The organism is Actinokineospora sp. (genome assembly GCF_052390155.1).
Classification (GTDB): Bacteria; Actinomycetota; Actinomycetes; order Mycobacteriales; family Pseudonocardiaceae; genus Actinokineospora.
Genome location: NZ_JBQTHF010000007.1, coordinates 1 through 15,372, shown reverse-complemented (window position 1 = coordinate 15,372; position 15,372 = coordinate 1). Strand labels below are relative to the sequence as shown.

Below are 15,372 nucleotides of genomic sequence, written 5' to 3'. Positions count from 1 at the left end.
ACCGTACTTGTTCGCGTGCGGCTAGAGACACACGGCTGGGACCCGCGGAGTCAGGCGCGGGAGACGGACTGGGGGAACGTGAAGAGGGCGTCCGGGTCGTAGCGGCGGGCGACCGTGCGGAGGCGGTTGAGATTCGCGCCGTAGTACATGATCCCCCAGTCCGGCATGGCGGCCTCGATGTAGTTGACATAGCCGCCGCGGGCGCCGAGCCGGGCCAGGCCGTCGCGGACCTCGGCGACGGCCTGCGTGGCCGCCTGCGGCGCCTCGACGGTGGCCTTCTGGTAGATCTGCACGCTGGCCAGGGCCCCGCGGTGCGGGAACGCGGTGGCCGTCGGGGCGACGCGCGAGATGGCGCCGCCGAGCGAGTCGACCAGGAGATCCATGCCGCTGCGGCCCGTGACGAGGTCGACCAGGGCGGCCGGGTCGCGCAGCGGCCCGTCGATGATGCGCGACGACGCGGCGAAGGTCTCCCGCGGCAGGGTTTCCGGGGTGCACTGGGACAGCGGGCGCTGGCTGCACCCGGCGAAGTAGCGCATGCCGTCGAGGTACCGGCGGGCCTGGGCGAACCGGCTGGTCGGGCGGGTGCCGGTCTTGGCGGCCAGCGCGTCGAGCAGAGGGTTGAGCGTCTCGGCGGTACCGACGAAACAGCCCCCCACACGGCAGCGCGGCGGGGCCCCGGCCGAGATCACCACGTTCGACCAGAGTTCGTCGGGCGCGGCCGCGATCCACTCCTGCCAGGCGCCGAGGACGGCGGGCACGGAGCCCGGCGGGAACGTCAACTGGAAGACGGTCACCTCGGGCGCCGGGTCGGTGGCGAAAGTGAACGACGTCGCGATGCCGAAGTTGCCGCCACCACCGCCGCGCAGCGCCCAGAACAGGTCGGGCTCGGCCTCGGCGGACGCCGTGCGCAGCATCCCGTCGGCCGTGACGACCTGCGCGGCCACCAGCTTGTCGCAGGTCAGGCCGTACTTGCGGGTGAGCACGCCGATGCCGCCGCCCAGGGTGAGGCCTGCGATACCGACCGTCGGGCACGAGCCCGCCGGCAGCGACCGCCCGGCGGCGGCCAGCGTCGCGTAGACGTCGATCAGCCGCGCCCCGGCCCCGACCACGGCCGTGCCGTCGGGTCGGACCTCGATGCCGGACATCCCCCGCAGGTCGACGACCAGCCCGCCGTCGGGCACCGAGTAGCCCGCGTAGCTGTGCCCACCGCCGCGCGCGGCGATCGGCAGGTACGCCGCCCGGGCGACCTCGACGCACGCCTGCACGTGCTCGGGAGTGGCCGCCGTGGCCACCGCGGCGGGCGCGCGCCGGTCGAACAGCGGGTTGTACGACCGACTGGCCGCCGCGTAGCCGTCCTCACCGGAGACGCGCAGGGCGCCGCCCAGCCGCGCCCGCAGACCGTCCCAGTCCGGCGGCACCGCGGCCGGGCGGCTGGACGAGGGAACGATCACGGTGCTCCCCGGCGGAGTCGGCGGCGCCGTCGACGGCTGCCGGGCAGGCGCACCGGGCGAGCACGACGCGACCGTGGCCGCCCCCACCCCCGCGACCCCGATCCCGGCCACGTGCAGAAACGCCCGTCTGCTGATCCCCAAGTCCCCGCCACCTCCCGCCCGCGATGGCCTTGATCTCACCACCGTGCGCGCCCGGGTGCTACCCGCAGCGGTTCCCAGAACCCGCCGACCCGCCGCGGTGTCCCCTCCAAGCGATCACCACGACGACGCAACTCCACCACCGCGAGCGCCAGCCGCGGCCGGACCCAGCACGCCACGCCACGGGCCCCAGCTGGCAACCGCACCCGCAGCCGCACCCGCACGGTGGGTGCCCCTGGCACGGCGGGTGGCCCTGGCGTCACCACCGCCTGCGAACTGATGCTCCCCGCCGCTCGTCAGGATCCTGACCGCGCGGCACTCGTTCAAGCGACCATCAACCACCCCATCCAGCGGCGCGACGCAACGCGCCCGTCAGGCCCGCCGGGAGCTGGTCGGCGGGCAGGACGGCGGCGAGGTAGCCATCGGGGCGGACCACCGCGGCGCCGTCGCCGCCGAGGCGGAGCAGGTCGGCCACGTCGGCAGGGAGCCGCAGCACGGTGGCGTCCGGGGTGGTGACCGGGATGCCGACCTCGGCGTGCGGGGCCGCGAGCACGGTGAACCGGGCGGCGAGGCCGTCGCGCAGGCGGCCACCGTTGGGGAGTTGGGCGTCCGGGCAGAGCACGCCGGGCAGCGGCGGTCTGGGCAGGCCCGGGTCGGTCGGGAACGCGGCGAGGTCGTCGGCGGCGGCCGGGGTGGTGAGCGGGGAGTCGAGGTACCAGAAGGGCTCCGCGAGCTTGCCCGAGTTGATCTCGGCGCGGGCGGCCGGGTCGCGCAGGCTGCGTTCGAGGACGTCGTGGCGGTGGGCGCGTTCGGCGTCGTCCGCGGGGACCAGGAACCGCATCGTGGTGGCGGTGACCCGCAGGTTCTCCGTCGCCGCGGCGCCGCGTTCGCGGTCGTAGGTGTCGAGCAGACCGGGGCCGCCCCAGCCGGTGCGGGCGGCGGCGAGCTTCCAGGCCGCGTTCTCCACGTCGGCGAGGCCGGAGTTCATGCCGCGGGCGCCGAACGGGCTCATCAGGTGCGCGGCGTCGCCCGCGAGCAGCACCCGGCCGACCAGCATCCGGGGCACCCGGCGCTGGTGGAACCGGTAGGACGAGGCCCAGATCAGCTCGTAGTCGATGTCGCCGATCACTTGGCGGACCCGCTGGTCGAGACCGCCGCCCGCGCGCTCGGCGTCGAGGTCGAAGTCTCGCGGGACCTGCCAATCGATGCGCCAGACCGACTCGGGCTGCGGGTGCAGCAGTACCTGCCTGCCCGGATTCCACGCCGGGTCGAAGTAGAACCGGCGCTCCGGCACCGGGTTGTCGAGCTTGGCCCGGACGTCGGTGATCAAGAACCGGTCGTCGAACGAGTGCCCGTCGAACGGCAACCCCAGCAGTCCGCGGACGGCGGACCGGCTGCCGTCCGCGGCTATGCAGTGCGTACCGCGCACCGTCGTCGGACCGTCTGGTGTGGACAGTCCTAAGGTGACACCCTCGTCGTCCTGGTCGAGCCCGACGACGGTGTGGTCGTAGCGCAGGTCGATGAGCGGCTCGGCCCGAACCCGCTCCTCAAGCAGGCGCTCGATCAGGTTCTGCGGGGTGTTCACGAACGGCGGGAACTGCCCGGGCGGCGGCTCCGGGAAGCTCATCGCGAAGACCTCGTGCTCCCGGTAGAACATCCGGCCCGAGTACCAGGTGACCCCGGCGTCGACCACCCCGCGGCCCATGCCGACCCGTTCGAGCAGGTCGAGGACGTCGCGCTGGACGCAGATCGCGCGGCTGCCGACCGACACACGGCCGGGCAGCGTCTCCAGCACGACGCTCGGCACCCCGTGCCGGGCCAGCAGCAGCGCGCCCGTCATCCCGACCGGACCCGCGCCGACGACGAGAACCGGCTCGATCACTGATCCCCCCGCAACGCCGCCCAGACTTGACGATCCCGCTCGGCCGTCCAGACGACCGGCCAGTCGAGTCCGTCGAGCTCGTCCCAGTAGCGCTGCACGTCGAAGGGCAGGCAGTGCTCGAAGATCGGCCAGCGGCCGTACTCCGGCTCCAGCGCGGCGTGCGTGGCGCGGAACGCCTCTCCGACCGTGCCTTTGCGCGCGTGCACCTCGCGCACGAGGCGGCGCAGCTCGTCGAGGAAGTGTCTGCTCTGCGCGATCGCCGCGTCGACCTCGGCCCGCCCCCGCGCGACCGCGCCCCGCCCGCCGACCAGCGTCTCGGCTTCGAACGCGGCCACGTTGTCCAAAGTGGACGTCGCCCAGTCGTCGTGGAAGGCGTCGCCGGTGTAGAGCGCGGCCCGCGACTCGACCAGGTCGCCGCCGAACAGGATCTTGTGCTTGGGCAGCCAGGCCACGATGTCGCCCGCGGTGTGGCCGCGTCCGCAGTACGCCAAGACAAGATCGCCTCGGTCGCCGCCGAGGGGGATGGTCAGCCGGTCGGTGAAGGTGATGGTCGGCCAGGTGAGGCCGGGGATGCTGTCCGGCTCCTCGAAAAGCCTTGGCATGCGGCCGAATTCGCTGGCCCAGTCCGCTTCGCCGCGCTCGGCGATCAGCAGGCGCGTGGCCTCGTGGGTGACGATCTCCCGCGCGTCGAACGCGGCCGCGCCGAGCACCCGAACCGCGTGGTAGTGGCTCAGCACGAGGTAGCGCACGGGCTTGCCCGTGCGCTCACGCACCTGGTCCAACCACCGCTTGGCGGCGACCGGTGTGGCTCTGGCCTCGAAGCAGACCAGAAAGTCCTCCCCCTCGATGGCGCCCACGTTCGGGTCGCCCTCGGCGGTGAGCGCGTACACGCCCTCCGCCAGTTCGGTGAAGGTCTCGACTTTCCGGTTCAGGTCTGCGCTGGAGGCGAATGCTCTGGTCACGACGGCCACCTTGCCATCGGTCCCGGCCGCGGTACAGGGGTCCCCGCGGACCTGTGGACAAACTTCGGGCCACCCGATCGACCTGTGGACAACGACTTGACCGAATGCCGCGGCGGGGCGAGCCTGGTCTGGGACATCACACCGAATCGCCTGGGGGAACGGCATGTCGGATACGGCACGAGGCGGGACGAGCAGGCGGGAATTCCTGCGCTGGCTGTCGGTGAGCGGGGTCGGCCTGGCCGCCGCGGGCGGTGCGCTGCCGACCGTGCTCGCGTCGAGCGCGCTGGCCGCGCCGGAGCTGAACGTCACCGTGCTGACGCACGCCACGGTGATCGACGGCACCGGCGCGCGGCCGCGGCGGGACACGTCCGTGGTGCTCGTCGGCGACCTGATCGTCTGGGTCGGCGACCACGACCAGGCCCGGCTGCCCCATGGCGTGCGGATCGTGGACGTCCGCGGCAAGTTCGTGATCCCCGGCCTCTGGGACATGCACACCCACGGGACGGTGTACGAGGAGATCTTCGTTCCGCTCTACCTGGTCAACGGGGTCACCGGCATCCGGGAGATGTGGGGCTACCCCGAGGTGCAGGCCGTCCGGGAGCGGATCGACAGCGGCCAGGTGCTCGGTCCGCGGATCGTGATGGGCAGCGGGATCATCGACGGGCCGGTCACGCTGCTCGGTCCGCCGGTGATCAAGGTCAGCACGCCTGCCGAAGCCCGCGCGGCGGTGCGCGCGGCCAAAGCGGACAAGGCCGACTTCATCAAGGTCTACTCCTATCTGAGTCGGGAGTCCGTCGCGGCCATCGCGGCCGAGTCCAGGCGGCTGGGCATGCCCTTCGCCGGGCACGTCGCGTATCGGTACTCGATCGCCGAGGCCAGCGCGCTCGGCCAGCGCAGCTTCGAGCACTTCTTCGACGTGCCCATCTCGACCTCCAGCCGCGAGGCCGAGTTCCGCCGCATCCTGGCGGACACACCGTTCGACCCGGCCGCTCCACGGACCTTCTTCGACCTGAGCCGCGAACTGGACCGGCAGGCGGTCGCGAGCTTCGACCCGGTGCGGGCGGCGGCGTTCTTCGCCCGCCTGCGGCGTAACGGGAGCTGGCAATCACCGACCCTGACGGTCAACCGGGTCATGTCCTCCCCGGCGGAGACCTACGCCAACGACCCGCGGCTGACGTACATGCCCGCGGATATCAGGGCGTTCTGGACCGAGGTGGTCCGACGCGCCGCGCCGTCCACCCCGGAGGCGATCGTGCAACAGCGCGAGTTCTTCCAGGCGCGGCTGCGGCTGCTCGGCGCCATGCACCGGGCGGGCGTCGGCATCATCGGCGGCACCGATTGCCTCAACCCGTACTGCTTCCCCGGCTTCGGCAGCCACGACGAACTGTCCCTGCTGGTCGACGCCGGGCTGACGCCGCTCGAAGCGATCCAGACCATGACCAAGGGCGCCGCGGATTACCTCGGCTTCGGGCGCTCCATGGGCACGGTCACCCCGGGCAAGGTCGCCGACCTGGTGGTCCTGGACGCGAACCCGCTGGCCGACATCCGCAACAGCCGGCACGTCCACGCTGTGGTGACCAAGGGCAGGCTGATCACCAAGGCCCAACGCGAACGCATGCTCGCCGACGTCGAGACCGCCGCGAACGGGACACCCGGCCCAACCGCACGCCTCCAGCGCGCCGCCCCACAATGCGGCTGCCACGCCATGACCTAGTGCGGCGATGGTCGCCAAGCGAGTGGCAGGATGACCGCATGTCAAGCGTGGGCGATGCCCGGCGGGGTCAGGGGACGGCGTCAGCGGCGAGAGTCCACACAATCAAGGTCACCTTGCGCGGGGTGCGGCCCCCGATCTGGCGACGTCTGGAGGTGGCGTCGAACAGCACGCTGGAACAGGTGCACCACATCATCCAGCGAGCCTTCGGCTGGGAGAGCTACCACATGTGGGTGTTCGACACCCCGCAAGGCGAGTTTGGTGTCGAGGACCAGGAACTCGGGCATCGCAGCGCCGCATCGAAGTCGCTGCGTTCAAGCGCCCCTCGCGTCGGGAGCCACCTTCGCTACACCTATGACTTCGGCGACGATTGGGAACACGACATCCTGGTGGAGCACGTCGGCGCCGCGGCCTCGGATACCGCCTACCCGCGGTGCCTCACCGGTCGCCGCGCCTGCCCGCCCGAGGACTGCGGCGGCGTCTGGGGATACCAGATCCTTGTCGAGATCCTCGCCGATCCTGACCACGAAGAGCACGACGAACGCCTGGAGTGGCTCAGCCTCGCCTCGGCCGACGACTTCGACCCCGCCGCCTTCGACGCGGCCGAAGTCAACGCCGAGCTGTCCGACCTGGCCGTCACGCTGGTCGAGACCTGAGCGAACCTAGGACGCCTACTGGACGCGGGTGAGCAGCGCGCGCACCGACGTTGTCGGGAAGCGCAGCGCGGGGCCGGTGGCGTTCTTGGAATCGCGCACGCCGGTCACCGACGGGAGCACGGCGATCTCGACACAGTTGCCGCCGTTCCCGCTGCTGCGGCTGGACTTGCGCCAGGTGGCGCGGGAGAAGTCGTGTCCGGTGGTCATCCCGCACCCTTTCGGTGGGCCTACAGTTGCCTGGCCAGCCTCCCGATCAGCGCGGCGGACTTGCGTTCGTCCAGCGAGACATCGGCCAGGCGGCCGAATATCAGCCTATACCTGGCCAGGTCGATGGCCCGCTCGGGATACAGCCCGCCCGGCTCGATCTCGACATACACCGTGGACAGCGCTTCGACCTCGAACTGCAGGATGGAGAACGCGCCGTTCATCCCGGGGTGCGCGCCCGCCGAGAACGGCAGCACCTGGACATGCACGTGGTCGAGGTTGGCCCGGTCGGCCAGGTGCTCCAGTTGTGCGCGCATCACCTCCGGCGAGCCGACCACCCGGTGCAGCACGGCCTCATTGATCACCGCGTGGAGGTGTGGCGCCGCGTTGCCGATCAGGTGTTCCTGCCGATCGCGGCGCAACCAGGCATGCTGCTGCGCGTCCTCGTCGGTGGCCTCCGGCCAGAAAGCGCGGCGGACCGCCGACGTGTAGTCCTCGGTCTGCAACAGGCCGGGGATGAACTCGCACTCGTAGGTGAGGATCTGGTCGGCGTCGGTCCCCATGCCGATACTCCAACGCGAATGGCTGGTGCGATGCAGCTTCGACGACGACGACTTGGCCGTGTGCTCGGTCGAGGCTGAAGACGGCCGGGTGGTCGTCTACCTGCCCGACCACACCCACTTCAGCCTGTCCGGTCAGCGATCAATCGGGTTCGCGGAGGCGCTGCGAGGCGCCATGGTCACCGCGAGCCGCGATCGCGCTATATCGCGCAAACGACCTTCTCAGCTATGACGTGATCGGCAGCCGCAGGGCGCCGGGGGCGTCGGCGGGGACGGCGGGGCTCGCGGGCGGCACGGCGGCGATGCGCTGGTAGCCCGACTCCTGGGCTGGGCGGGGGTCGGCGTCGCCCTTGTTGGGCCAGAAGGAGAAGGCACGCTCGGCCTGGGCGGTGATCGTCAGCGAGGGGTTGACGCCGAGGTTGGCGGTGATCGCGGCGCCGTCGACGATGGAGATGCCTGGGTAGTTGTAGACGCGGTGGTAGGGGTCGATGACGCCGTTGGCGGCGTCCGAGCCGATCGCCGCGCCGCCGATGAAGTGGGCGGTCAGCGGGATGTCGAAGATCTCGCCCCAGGTGCCGCCCGCGATGCCGCCGATGTGCTTGGCGGTCAACTCGTTGGCCTCCTGGCCTGCGACGATGTAGCTCGGGTTCGGCTCACCGTGGCCCTGCTTGGAGGTGTAGCGGCGTCGGCCGAACAGGCCGGGCTTGGTGTAGGTGGTGATCGAGTTGTCCAGGCTCTGCATCACCAGCAGGATCACGGTCCGCTCGCTCCACCGGTAGCCCTGCAGCAACTGCATCGTCCGCACCGGATGCCGAAGCATGAACCGTGCGGCCTGCTTCCACCGCGGCACGGCGGAGGCGCCGTCGGTGGCGATGGACTGCATCAGGCTCATCGCGTTGCTGCCCTTGCCGTAGCGGACCGGCTCGATGTGCGTGGACTCGTTCGGGTGGATCGAGGAGGTGATGGCCACACCGCGGCTGTAGTCGTGCGCCGGGTCGACCTTCGGCCTGCCCGCACCGATGATCGACTCGGAGTTCGTCCTGGTCAGCTCGCCGAGCCGGGCGGACAGCTTGGGCAGCGCGCCCGTGTCGCGCATCTCGTGCAGCAGGTTCTGGGTGCCCCAGGTGCCCGCGGCGAGCACCACCTGACCGGCGGTGATCGTGGTGCGGAAGAGCTTCGACATGGTGCCGGTCTTGCGCAGGTCGATCTCAAAGAAGCCACTGTCGGAATCAACACCGCCGCGCGGGCGGACGGCGGTGACCGTGGTCAGCGGGACGACCTGCGCGCCGCGCTGCTCGGCGAGGTAGAGATAGTTCTTGACCAGCGTGTTCTTCGCGCCGACGCGGCAGCCGGTCATGCACGAGCCGCACTCGGTGCAGCCGGTGCGGGTCGGGCCCGCGCCGCCGAAGTACGGGTCGGCGGCCTGCGCGCCGGGTTCGCCGAAGTACACCCCGACGGGCGTCGGGTGGTAGCTGTCGGCCACGCCCATGTCGGCGGCCACCTTCTGCATCACCTCGTCCGACGGCGTCACCGTCGGGTTGGTGACCACGCCGAGCATCCGCGACGCCTGGTCGTAGTGGGGGGCAAGTTCGGCCTCCCAGTCGGTGATGTGCGACCACTGCTTGTCGCCGTAGAACGGCTTGAGCGGCCGGTAGAGCGTGTTCGCGTACACCAGCGACCCACCGCCGACGCCCGCCCCGGCCAGCACGACGACATCCTTGAGCAGGTGGATGCGCTGGATGCCGTAGCAGCCCAACTGCGGCGCCCACAGGTATTTGCGCACGTCCCACGAGGTCTTCGCGAACTCGTCGTCGGCGAAGCGGCGGCCCGCCTCGACCACGGCCACGCGGTAGCCCTTCTCGGTGAGGCGCAGCGCGGCCACGCTGCCGCCGAACCCGGAGCCCACCACGACGACATCGAAATCCGCGTTGTTACCGACGAGTTGCGTAGCCATGAGCAGAGGCTAAAGGCTGGGCAACAGGCCGGGCTAGAGGACGATCGGGATTCTTCTGTAACCGCCGGTAACACACCGGAGTCAGGCGAGCACCGGTCAGTCGGATCGGAGCACGCCGTAGAGCACCAGGTCGCGCCGGACGCCGCCGCGGAGCTGCGCGCCCCGCACCACGCCCTCCCGGCGGAAGCCCGCCGACTCCAGCGCCTGGCGCGCGGCCGCGTTGTCGACGTCCGTGGCCGCCTCGACCCGGTCGAGGTCCGTGGTGCCGAACAGGTGCGCGGCGACCAGCCGCAGCGCCGCCGCCCCCGCACCGCGGCCGCGCGCGGTGGGCAGCAGGCCGATGCCGACGTTCCACGCCGCGCAGGCCCGCGTGCGACCCCAGCCGACCTGGTGCCAGCTCACCGTCCCGAGCAGCTCACCCGTCACCGCGTCGACCACTGCCGCCCTGGTCATCGCGACCGGCGCCTGCTGCGGCCGGTCGTCCTGGTCGACGTCGAACGCGCCGTCCCAGGCCGACTTGGTGTCGTCGCTGTCGAGGGGCACCGCCACGGCGATGCGCGAAACCGCGGCGAGAATCTGCCTCACGAGCGGACCGTGAGGCCGACCTTCTGGAACTCCTTGAGGTCGGAGTAGCCGGTCTTGGCCATCGCCCTGCGCAGCGCGCCGAACAGGTTGACCAGGCCGTCGGCGTCCGCGGACGGGCCGAACAGCAGCGTCTTGAGGTCGACCTCCAGGTCTTCGCCGATCGACACCACCCGGCTGCGCGGCAGCGACGGGTGCGCCGCCGCCGAGGTCCAGTACAGGCCCTGACCGGGTGCCTCGCTCGCGACCGCGAGCGGCGCGCCGAGCATCACCGCGTCGGCGCCGCAGGCGATGGACTTGGCGATGTCGCCGCTGGCCAGGACGTCGCCGTCGGCGATGACGTGCACGTATCGGCCGCCGGTCTCGTCGAGGTAGTCGCGGCGGGCCGCGGCGGCGTCGACGATGGCGGTGGCCATCGGCACCCCGATGCCGAGCGAGCTGTCGGTGGTGGTGACCCCCACGCAGTGGCCGTAGCCGACGATGACGCCCGCGGCACCCGTGCGCATGAGGTGCATCGCGGTGCGGTAGTCGTGCACGCCGCCCGCGATGACCGGCACGTCGAGGTCGGCGATGAAGCTCTTCAGGTTCAGCGGCTCGTCGGTCGACTCCCGCGCGACATGCTCGGCGGAGACGATGGTGCCCTGCACGACCAGGATCTCCACGCCCGCGGCGAGCAGGTCAGGAGTCAGCTCGGCGGCGTGCTGCGGGCTGACCCGGGCGGCCACCGTCACGCCGGACTCGCGGACCTGCTTGATCGCCTCGGAGAGCAGGTCCACCCGGATGGGCGCGGCGTGCAACTCCTGCAGGATGCGCACCAGCGTCGCCGGGTCCTCACCCTCCTCGGCGGCCGTGACCAGCCGGAACAGCGCCTCGTCGACGTTCGGGTGCCGCGCCCACAGGCCCTCGGCGTTGAGCACGCCGAGCCCGCCCAGCTCGCCCACCGCCACGGCGGTGCCCGGCGAGACGATCGCGTCGGTCGGGTGCGTGATCAGCGGGATGTCGAACCGGTAGGCGTCGATCTGCCAGGTCGTGGACACGTCCTTGGACGACCGGGTACGCCGCGACGGCACGATCTCGACCTCGTCGAGTCCGAAGGCGCGCCGGGCGGTCCGGCCCATGCCGATGTCGACGAGATCGCGCACTGGGGTGGTCCCTTCGGTCAAGCTCAGCGGGTGGTGTAGTTCGGCGCTTCCACGGTCATCGTGATGTCGTGCGGGTGGCTCTCCTTCAGGCCCGCCGCGGTGATCCTGATCAACTGCGCCTGCTGAAGCTCGGCGATCGTAGCGGCCCCGGTGAAGCCCATTCCCGCGCGCAGGCCGCCGATGAGTTGGTAGACGACCTGCGACAGCGGGCCGCGGAAGGGCACCCGGCCCTCGATGCCCTCGGGTACCAGTTTGTCGTCGGACAACACGTCGTCCTGGGCGTAGCGGTCCTTGCTGTAGGACTTCGCCTCGCCGCGGGAGCGCATCGCGCCCAGTGAGCCCATGCCGCGGTAGCTCTTGAACTGCTTGCCGTTGACCAGAATCAGCTCGCCGGGGGCCTCGGCGGTGCCCGCGAGCAGGCTGCCCAGCATGACCGCGCTCGCGCCCGCGGCGATGGCCTTGGCGATGTCGCCGGAGTACTGGATGCCGCCGTCGCCGATCACCGGGATCTTCGCCGGGGCGGCGGCCAGCGACGCCTCGTAGATGGCGGTGATCTGCGGCACGCCGACGCCCGCGACCACGCGGGTGGTGCAGATGGAGCCGGGGCCGACGCCGACCTTCACGCCGTCGGCGCCCGCGTCGACCATGGCCTGCGCGCCCGCGCGGGTGGCCACGTTGCCGCCGACGACGTCGACCGCGTCGCCGAGTTCCTTCTTCAGCCTGGACACGATGTCGAGCACGGCCCGCGCGTGGCCGTGCGCGGTGTCGACCATGAGCACGTCGACACCCGCGTCGAACAGGGTCATCGCGCGCTTGTAGCCGTCCTCGCCGACGCCGACCGCTGCCCCGCAGATGAGCCTGCCGTCCGGGTCCTTGGTGGCGCTGGGGTACTGCTCGGTCTTGACGAAGTCCTTGACCGTGATCAGGCCGCGCAGCTTGCCCTCGCCGTCGATGATCGGCAGCTTCTCGACCTTGTGCCTGCGCAGCAGCCCGAGCGCGGCCTCGGCGGACACCCCGACCTGGGCGGTGACCAGCGGACCCTTGGTCATGACCTCGCTGACCAGCCGGGTGTGGTCGACCTCGAAGCGCATGTCCCGGTTGGTGATGATGCCGACGAGGGTGCCCTCGGCGTCGGTCACCGGCAGACCGGAGATGCGATAGCGCGCGCACATCGAGTCGACCTCGGCGAGCGTGTCGCCGGGCGAGCACGTGACCGGGTCGGTGACCATACCCGCCTCGGACCGCTTGACCGTCTCCGCCTGCCGCGCCTGCTCCTCGATGGACAGGTTGCGCTGCAGGATGCCGATGCCGCCCTGCCGGGCCATCGCGATCGCCATGCGGGCCTCGGTGACGGTGTCCATGGCGGCCGACGCGAGCGGGATCCGCAGCGTGACGTTGCGCGAGATCCTGGTCCCGGTGTCCACCGTGCTCGGGATCACATCCGACTGGGCGGGCTGGAGCAGGACGTCGTCGAAGGTGAGGCCGAGGGTGGCGAACTTGTGCGGGACTCCGTCAGCGTTGAGCTCGCTGGTCATGGTGGGTGGCGGACCTTCCTGCATGGCTGGCGGACCAGGTGGCCGGGCCGCGGTTCGGCATTGCCCTGCCACCGCGCCCGAGTCCGCGAGTTTCCGCACGCGGCGCGGTTCCACCATGGTATCCGGGGACACGTCAGGACTCGCCCGGTACCGTGCGTGGTCGTGCCGCATGACGCAGTTCCCCCGAGCCCCTTCGCGGGCGGTCCGTGGGATGACAAGTCCCCCACGAGCGCCCTGCCGCCCGACCCGTTCGCGGGCGACCCGGACGACCCGGCGCGGTTGGTCGAGCCGGACGAGGACGAGGTGCCGCCGATGAGCGCGGACGAACGCGCCGAGCTGCTGGGCGACCTGGCCGACCTGGCCGTCTACCAGGCGCTGCTGGAGCCGCGCGGGGTGCGCGGCATCGTGGTGGACTGCGCGGAGTGCGAGGAGCCGCACTACCACGACTGGGCGCTGCTCGCGGCGAGCCTGGAGCAACTGCTGCACGACGGCCGGATGCGCCCGCACGAGCCCGCCTTCGACCCGGACCCGGTTTCCTACGTGAGCTGGGAGTACTGCCGGGGCTACGCCGACGGCGTCACCGCCAGCGAGAACGCCCACTGACCTCGGACAACAGCGAAGGGCCCGCCGCTCGGCGGGCCCTTCGTCGTTCAGGGGTCACGGACTTCCGGGCGGCTCCCCGGGCGATGCGGGTCCGGTCGGGCTCACGTCCGGCTCGACGCGCGGCCCTTCGGTGAGCGGCGCCGTCGGCGTGGTGGTCTGCACCTCGGTGGTGGTCGACGGCGGCGTACTCGGCGTGGTCGTGGTCGCGGGCGGCGAACTCGGCGACGAGGTGCCCGTCGGCGTGGTCGTCGGCGCGGTGGTCGATGGTTCCGTGTCCGCGGTGGACGGGTTGGCCGACGGCGGCGGGATGACGCCGTCCGCCGGGCTGCCCGGCAGCTTCGCCATCAGGTCGGCGTGCTGGGCGGTGAGGTCGGCCTTGCCGTCCTCGGTCGCCACGACGGACAGATCCTTCTGGGCCTCTTCGAGCTTGGACTTGGCCTCGGCGAGCTTGCCCTCGGCGAGCGCGGTCTGCGCGATGCTCAGATCCTGGCGGACGTTCGCGGCGGCCTCGACGGACCGGGCGTGGTCGGCGTAGAGAACCTTGGTCAGGCCCCACAGCGGGTCGCCCGGCACGGCGTCCTGCGCGGCCAGGCTGGCGCCGGTGAAGGCGATGGCCAGGACCGCCGCGGCGGCGGCGAAGGGCACCAGCAGCCGGGGGCGCCTGCGCTTGCGGGCGCGGGCGGCGAACACCGTGGCGATGGCGAGCTTGGTGTCGACGATGTCGCCGATCGGCTCGGCGTCGACCTCGTCGCGCCAGGAGGACAGCAGCGCGGCCAGCTCGTCGTCGACCAGGTGGTGGTCGGCCAGGTCGCCGTGGAAGCTGCCGTCGAGAGTGTCGGCGCGGACGGCGGCACCGAGCGCGTCGAGGAACATGTCGTCGGCGTGCACGCGGGAGAAGTCGATGGGGTCCTCTGCTTCGCCTGCCCCGACGAAGTGGTCCAGGTCGAACTCGTCGTCGAGCCGCAGGCCCGAGCCGAAGGCGACCGGGATCACGGTCGCGTGGTCGCCGTTGGCCGCGGCGCCGTTGGAGCCTGCCTCGTTGGACGTGGTCTCACCGTAGCCAAATTCGTCACGATCGCCCTGGTCAGGCACTTCAGACCACCTCCTCCGCGGACAAAGTCTTGCGCAACCGGGCCAGCGCCCGGTGTTGGGCCACCCGGACGGCGCCCGGGGTCGAACCGACAGCCTCCGCTGTCTCCTCCGCGGACAGCCCCACCACCACCCGCAGCACCACGATCTCACGCTGCTTGTCGGGCAGAACCCGCAGAAGATCGCTCATCCGCCTGCTGAGTTCCCCCTGGATCGCCCGCTGCTCGGGACCGGCTTCGATCTCCGGTCCGTCAGGTACGTCGGCGACGGGCTCGGATCGGTTACGGGCGGAGGCCCGGTGGGCGTCGGCCACCTTGTGCGCGGCGATGCCGTACACGAAAGCCAGAAACGGCCGACCTTGGTCGCGGTAGCCGGGCAACGCCGTCAACACCGCGAGACACACCTCCTGGGCTACGTCGTCCGCCGAGGCGTACGAACGTTCCTGCCTTCCGACACGGGCACGGCAATAACGCACAATCAGCGGACGCACGGACGCGAGCACACGCTCGATTGCCCGAGGGTCACCCTCGACGGCAGCGCCTACTGACGCGTCCAGTCCGTCCCCCAATGTGGTCATCGCAGCATGCAGCCTTGGTGTTACGAGAGCGGTCAGTTTCAGGACAAGACACGAAACGACGTCGCGTGTCTTCGGCGCCCACCGTACCGCCCGGGTCGGAACCGGCGAGGCGGAGTGCCTGCGACGGTGGGTCGATGGACCTGGACCTGCGTGACAGCCGACACAGTATCGGCCAGTTTGCAGATCGCAACTTTCGCCATCGACAGTGTGACCTGGGAAACACGGCGAGCCCGTGGGGGGGGGGGGCGGGGCCGGCACCCGCCCGGCCCCCCCCGCCCGGGGGGGGGGGAGGGGACCAGGGCCGGCCCCACGCCCAGGGGGCACGC

General features: G+C 71.4%; 14 protein-coding genes. 3 read left to right on the top strand and 11 right to left on the bottom strand.

The window, feature by feature from the left end; all coding sequences use genetic code 11:
* Positions 1 to 50: 50 nt before the first annotated feature.
* The 3 genes from ACT4N7_RS03320 to ACT4N7_RS03310 all read right to left on the bottom strand — a co-directional run bounded on the left by ACT4N7_RS03320 (position 51) and on the right by ACT4N7_RS03310 (position 4,433).
* Positions 51 to 1,592, bottom strand: a complete 1,542-nt coding sequence (locus ACT4N7_RS03320; protein WP_444827062.1) for an FAD-binding oxidoreductase — start codon at positions 1,590 to 1,592, stop codon at positions 51 to 53.
* 331 nt (positions 1,593 to 1,923) lie between these two features.
* Entirely contained in the window at positions 1,924 to 3,471 is a 1,548-nt protein-coding gene (locus ACT4N7_RS03315) for an FAD-dependent monooxygenase (protein WP_444827061.1), read from the bottom strand.
* On the bottom strand, positions 3,468 to 4,433 hold the full coding sequence (locus tag ACT4N7_RS03310) for an MBL fold metallo-hydrolase (protein ID WP_444827060.1): 966 nt from the start codon (positions 4,431 to 4,433) through the stop codon (positions 3,468 to 3,470). The genes ACT4N7_RS03315 and ACT4N7_RS03310 overlap by 4 nt, the downstream gene beginning before the upstream one ends.
* Positions 4,434 to 4,596: 163 nt before the next feature.
* Between ACT4N7_RS03310 and ACT4N7_RS03305 the strand changes: the two genes are divergently transcribed.
* Together ACT4N7_RS03305 and ACT4N7_RS03300 are read left to right on the top strand one after the other, a co-directional pair.
* Positions 4,597 to 6,147 (top strand): amidohydrolase family protein, encoded by a 1,551-nt coding sequence (locus ACT4N7_RS03305; protein ID WP_444827059.1) that lies wholly within the window; start codon positions 4,597 to 4,599, stop codon positions 6,145 to 6,147.
* Between the two features lie 47 nt (positions 6,148 to 6,194).
* Complete coding sequence (locus ACT4N7_RS03300) at positions 6,195 to 6,800, top strand: plasmid pRiA4b ORF-3 family protein (RefSeq protein ID WP_444827058.1); 606 nt, start codon at positions 6,195 to 6,197, stop codon at positions 6,798 to 6,800.
* Between the two features lie 15 nt (positions 6,801 to 6,815).
* Here ACT4N7_RS03300 and ACT4N7_RS03295 read toward each other — a convergent pair whose 3' ends face one another.
* From ACT4N7_RS03295 to guaB, 6 genes are all read right to left on the bottom strand, one after another.
* Positions 6,816 to 7,007 carry a DUF397 domain-containing protein gene (locus tag ACT4N7_RS03295; RefSeq protein WP_444827057.1) on the bottom strand — a complete coding sequence of 64 codons (192 nt, stop codon included), beginning with the start codon at positions 7,005 to 7,007 and terminating at the stop codon, positions 6,816 to 6,818.
* Positions 7,008 to 7,027: 20 nt separating this feature from the next.
* Positions 7,028 to 7,567, bottom strand: coding sequence for a DUF5753 domain-containing protein (locus ACT4N7_RS03290; RefSeq protein WP_444827056.1), 540 nt, complete (start codon positions 7,565 to 7,567; stop codon positions 7,028 to 7,030).
* A 223-nt stretch (positions 7,568 to 7,790) separates the two neighbouring features.
* Positions 7,791 to 9,518 (bottom strand): FAD-dependent oxidoreductase, encoded by a 1,728-nt coding sequence (locus ACT4N7_RS03285; RefSeq protein ID WP_444827055.1) that lies wholly within the window; start codon positions 9,516 to 9,518, stop codon positions 7,791 to 7,793.
* Positions 9,519 to 9,614: 96 nt separating this feature from the next.
* Positions 9,615 to 10,103: a GNAT family N-acetyltransferase gene (locus ACT4N7_RS03280; protein WP_444827054.1), complete on the bottom strand. Its 489-nt coding sequence runs from the start codon at positions 10,101 to 10,103 to the stop codon at positions 9,615 to 9,617.
* On the bottom strand, positions 10,100 to 11,242 hold the full coding sequence (locus tag ACT4N7_RS03275) for a GuaB3 family IMP dehydrogenase-related protein (protein ID WP_444827053.1): 1,143 nt from the start codon (positions 11,240 to 11,242) through the stop codon (positions 10,100 to 10,102). Before ACT4N7_RS03275 ends, ACT4N7_RS03280 begins: the two co-directional genes overlap by 4 nt.
* 23 nt (positions 11,243 to 11,265) lie before the next feature.
* Entirely contained in the window at positions 11,266 to 12,777 is a 1,512-nt protein-coding gene (guaB, locus tag ACT4N7_RS03270; RefSeq protein WP_444827052.1) for an IMP dehydrogenase, read from the bottom strand.
* 234 nt (positions 12,778 to 13,011) lie between these two features.
* On the opposite strand from guaB, the gene ACT4N7_RS03265 reads away from it, so the two are divergent.
* Positions 13,012 to 13,380 carry a DUF5319 domain-containing protein gene (locus ACT4N7_RS03265; protein WP_444827181.1) on the top strand — a complete coding sequence of 123 codons (369 nt, stop codon included), beginning with the start codon at positions 13,012 to 13,014 and terminating at the stop codon, positions 13,378 to 13,380.
* Between the two features lie 54 nt (positions 13,381 to 13,434).
* On the opposite strand, the gene ACT4N7_RS03260 is transcribed toward ACT4N7_RS03265, so the two are convergent.
* Positions 13,435 to 14,472 carry an anti-sigma-D factor RsdA gene (locus tag ACT4N7_RS03260; RefSeq protein WP_444827051.1) on the bottom strand — a complete coding sequence of 346 codons (1,038 nt, stop codon included), beginning with the start codon at positions 14,470 to 14,472 and terminating at the stop codon, positions 13,435 to 13,437.
* A 1-nt stretch (position 14,473) separates the two neighbouring features.
* On the bottom strand, positions 14,474 to 15,046 hold the full coding sequence (locus ACT4N7_RS03255; protein WP_444827050.1) for a sigma-70 family RNA polymerase sigma factor: 573 nt from the start codon (positions 15,044 to 15,046) through the stop codon (positions 14,474 to 14,476).
* Positions 15,047 to 15,372: the final 326 nt, after the last annotated feature.

Coding starts and splice junctions, on each gene's coding strand:
- ACT4N7_RS03305 (WP_444827059.1), top strand. CDS start 4,597: ATGTCGGATACGGCACGAGGCGGGACGAGCAGGCGGGAATTCCTGCGC.
- ACT4N7_RS03295 (WP_444827057.1), bottom strand. CDS start 7,007: ATGACCACCGGACACGACTTCTCCCGCGCCACCTGGCGCAAGTCCAGC.
- ACT4N7_RS03290 (WP_444827056.1), bottom strand. CDS start 7,567: ATGGGGACCGACGCCGACCAGATCCTCACCTACGAGTGCGAGTTCATC.
- ACT4N7_RS03285 (WP_444827055.1), bottom strand. CDS start 9,518: ATGGCTACGCAACTCGTCGGTAACAACGCGGATTTCGATGTCGTCGTG.
- guaB (WP_444827052.1), bottom strand. CDS start 12,777: ATGACCAGCGAGCTCAACGCTGACGGAGTCCCGCACAAGTTCGCCACC.
- ACT4N7_RS03255 (WP_444827050.1), bottom strand. CDS start 15,046: ATGACCACATTGGGGGACGGACTGGACGCGTCAGTAGGCGCTGCCGTC.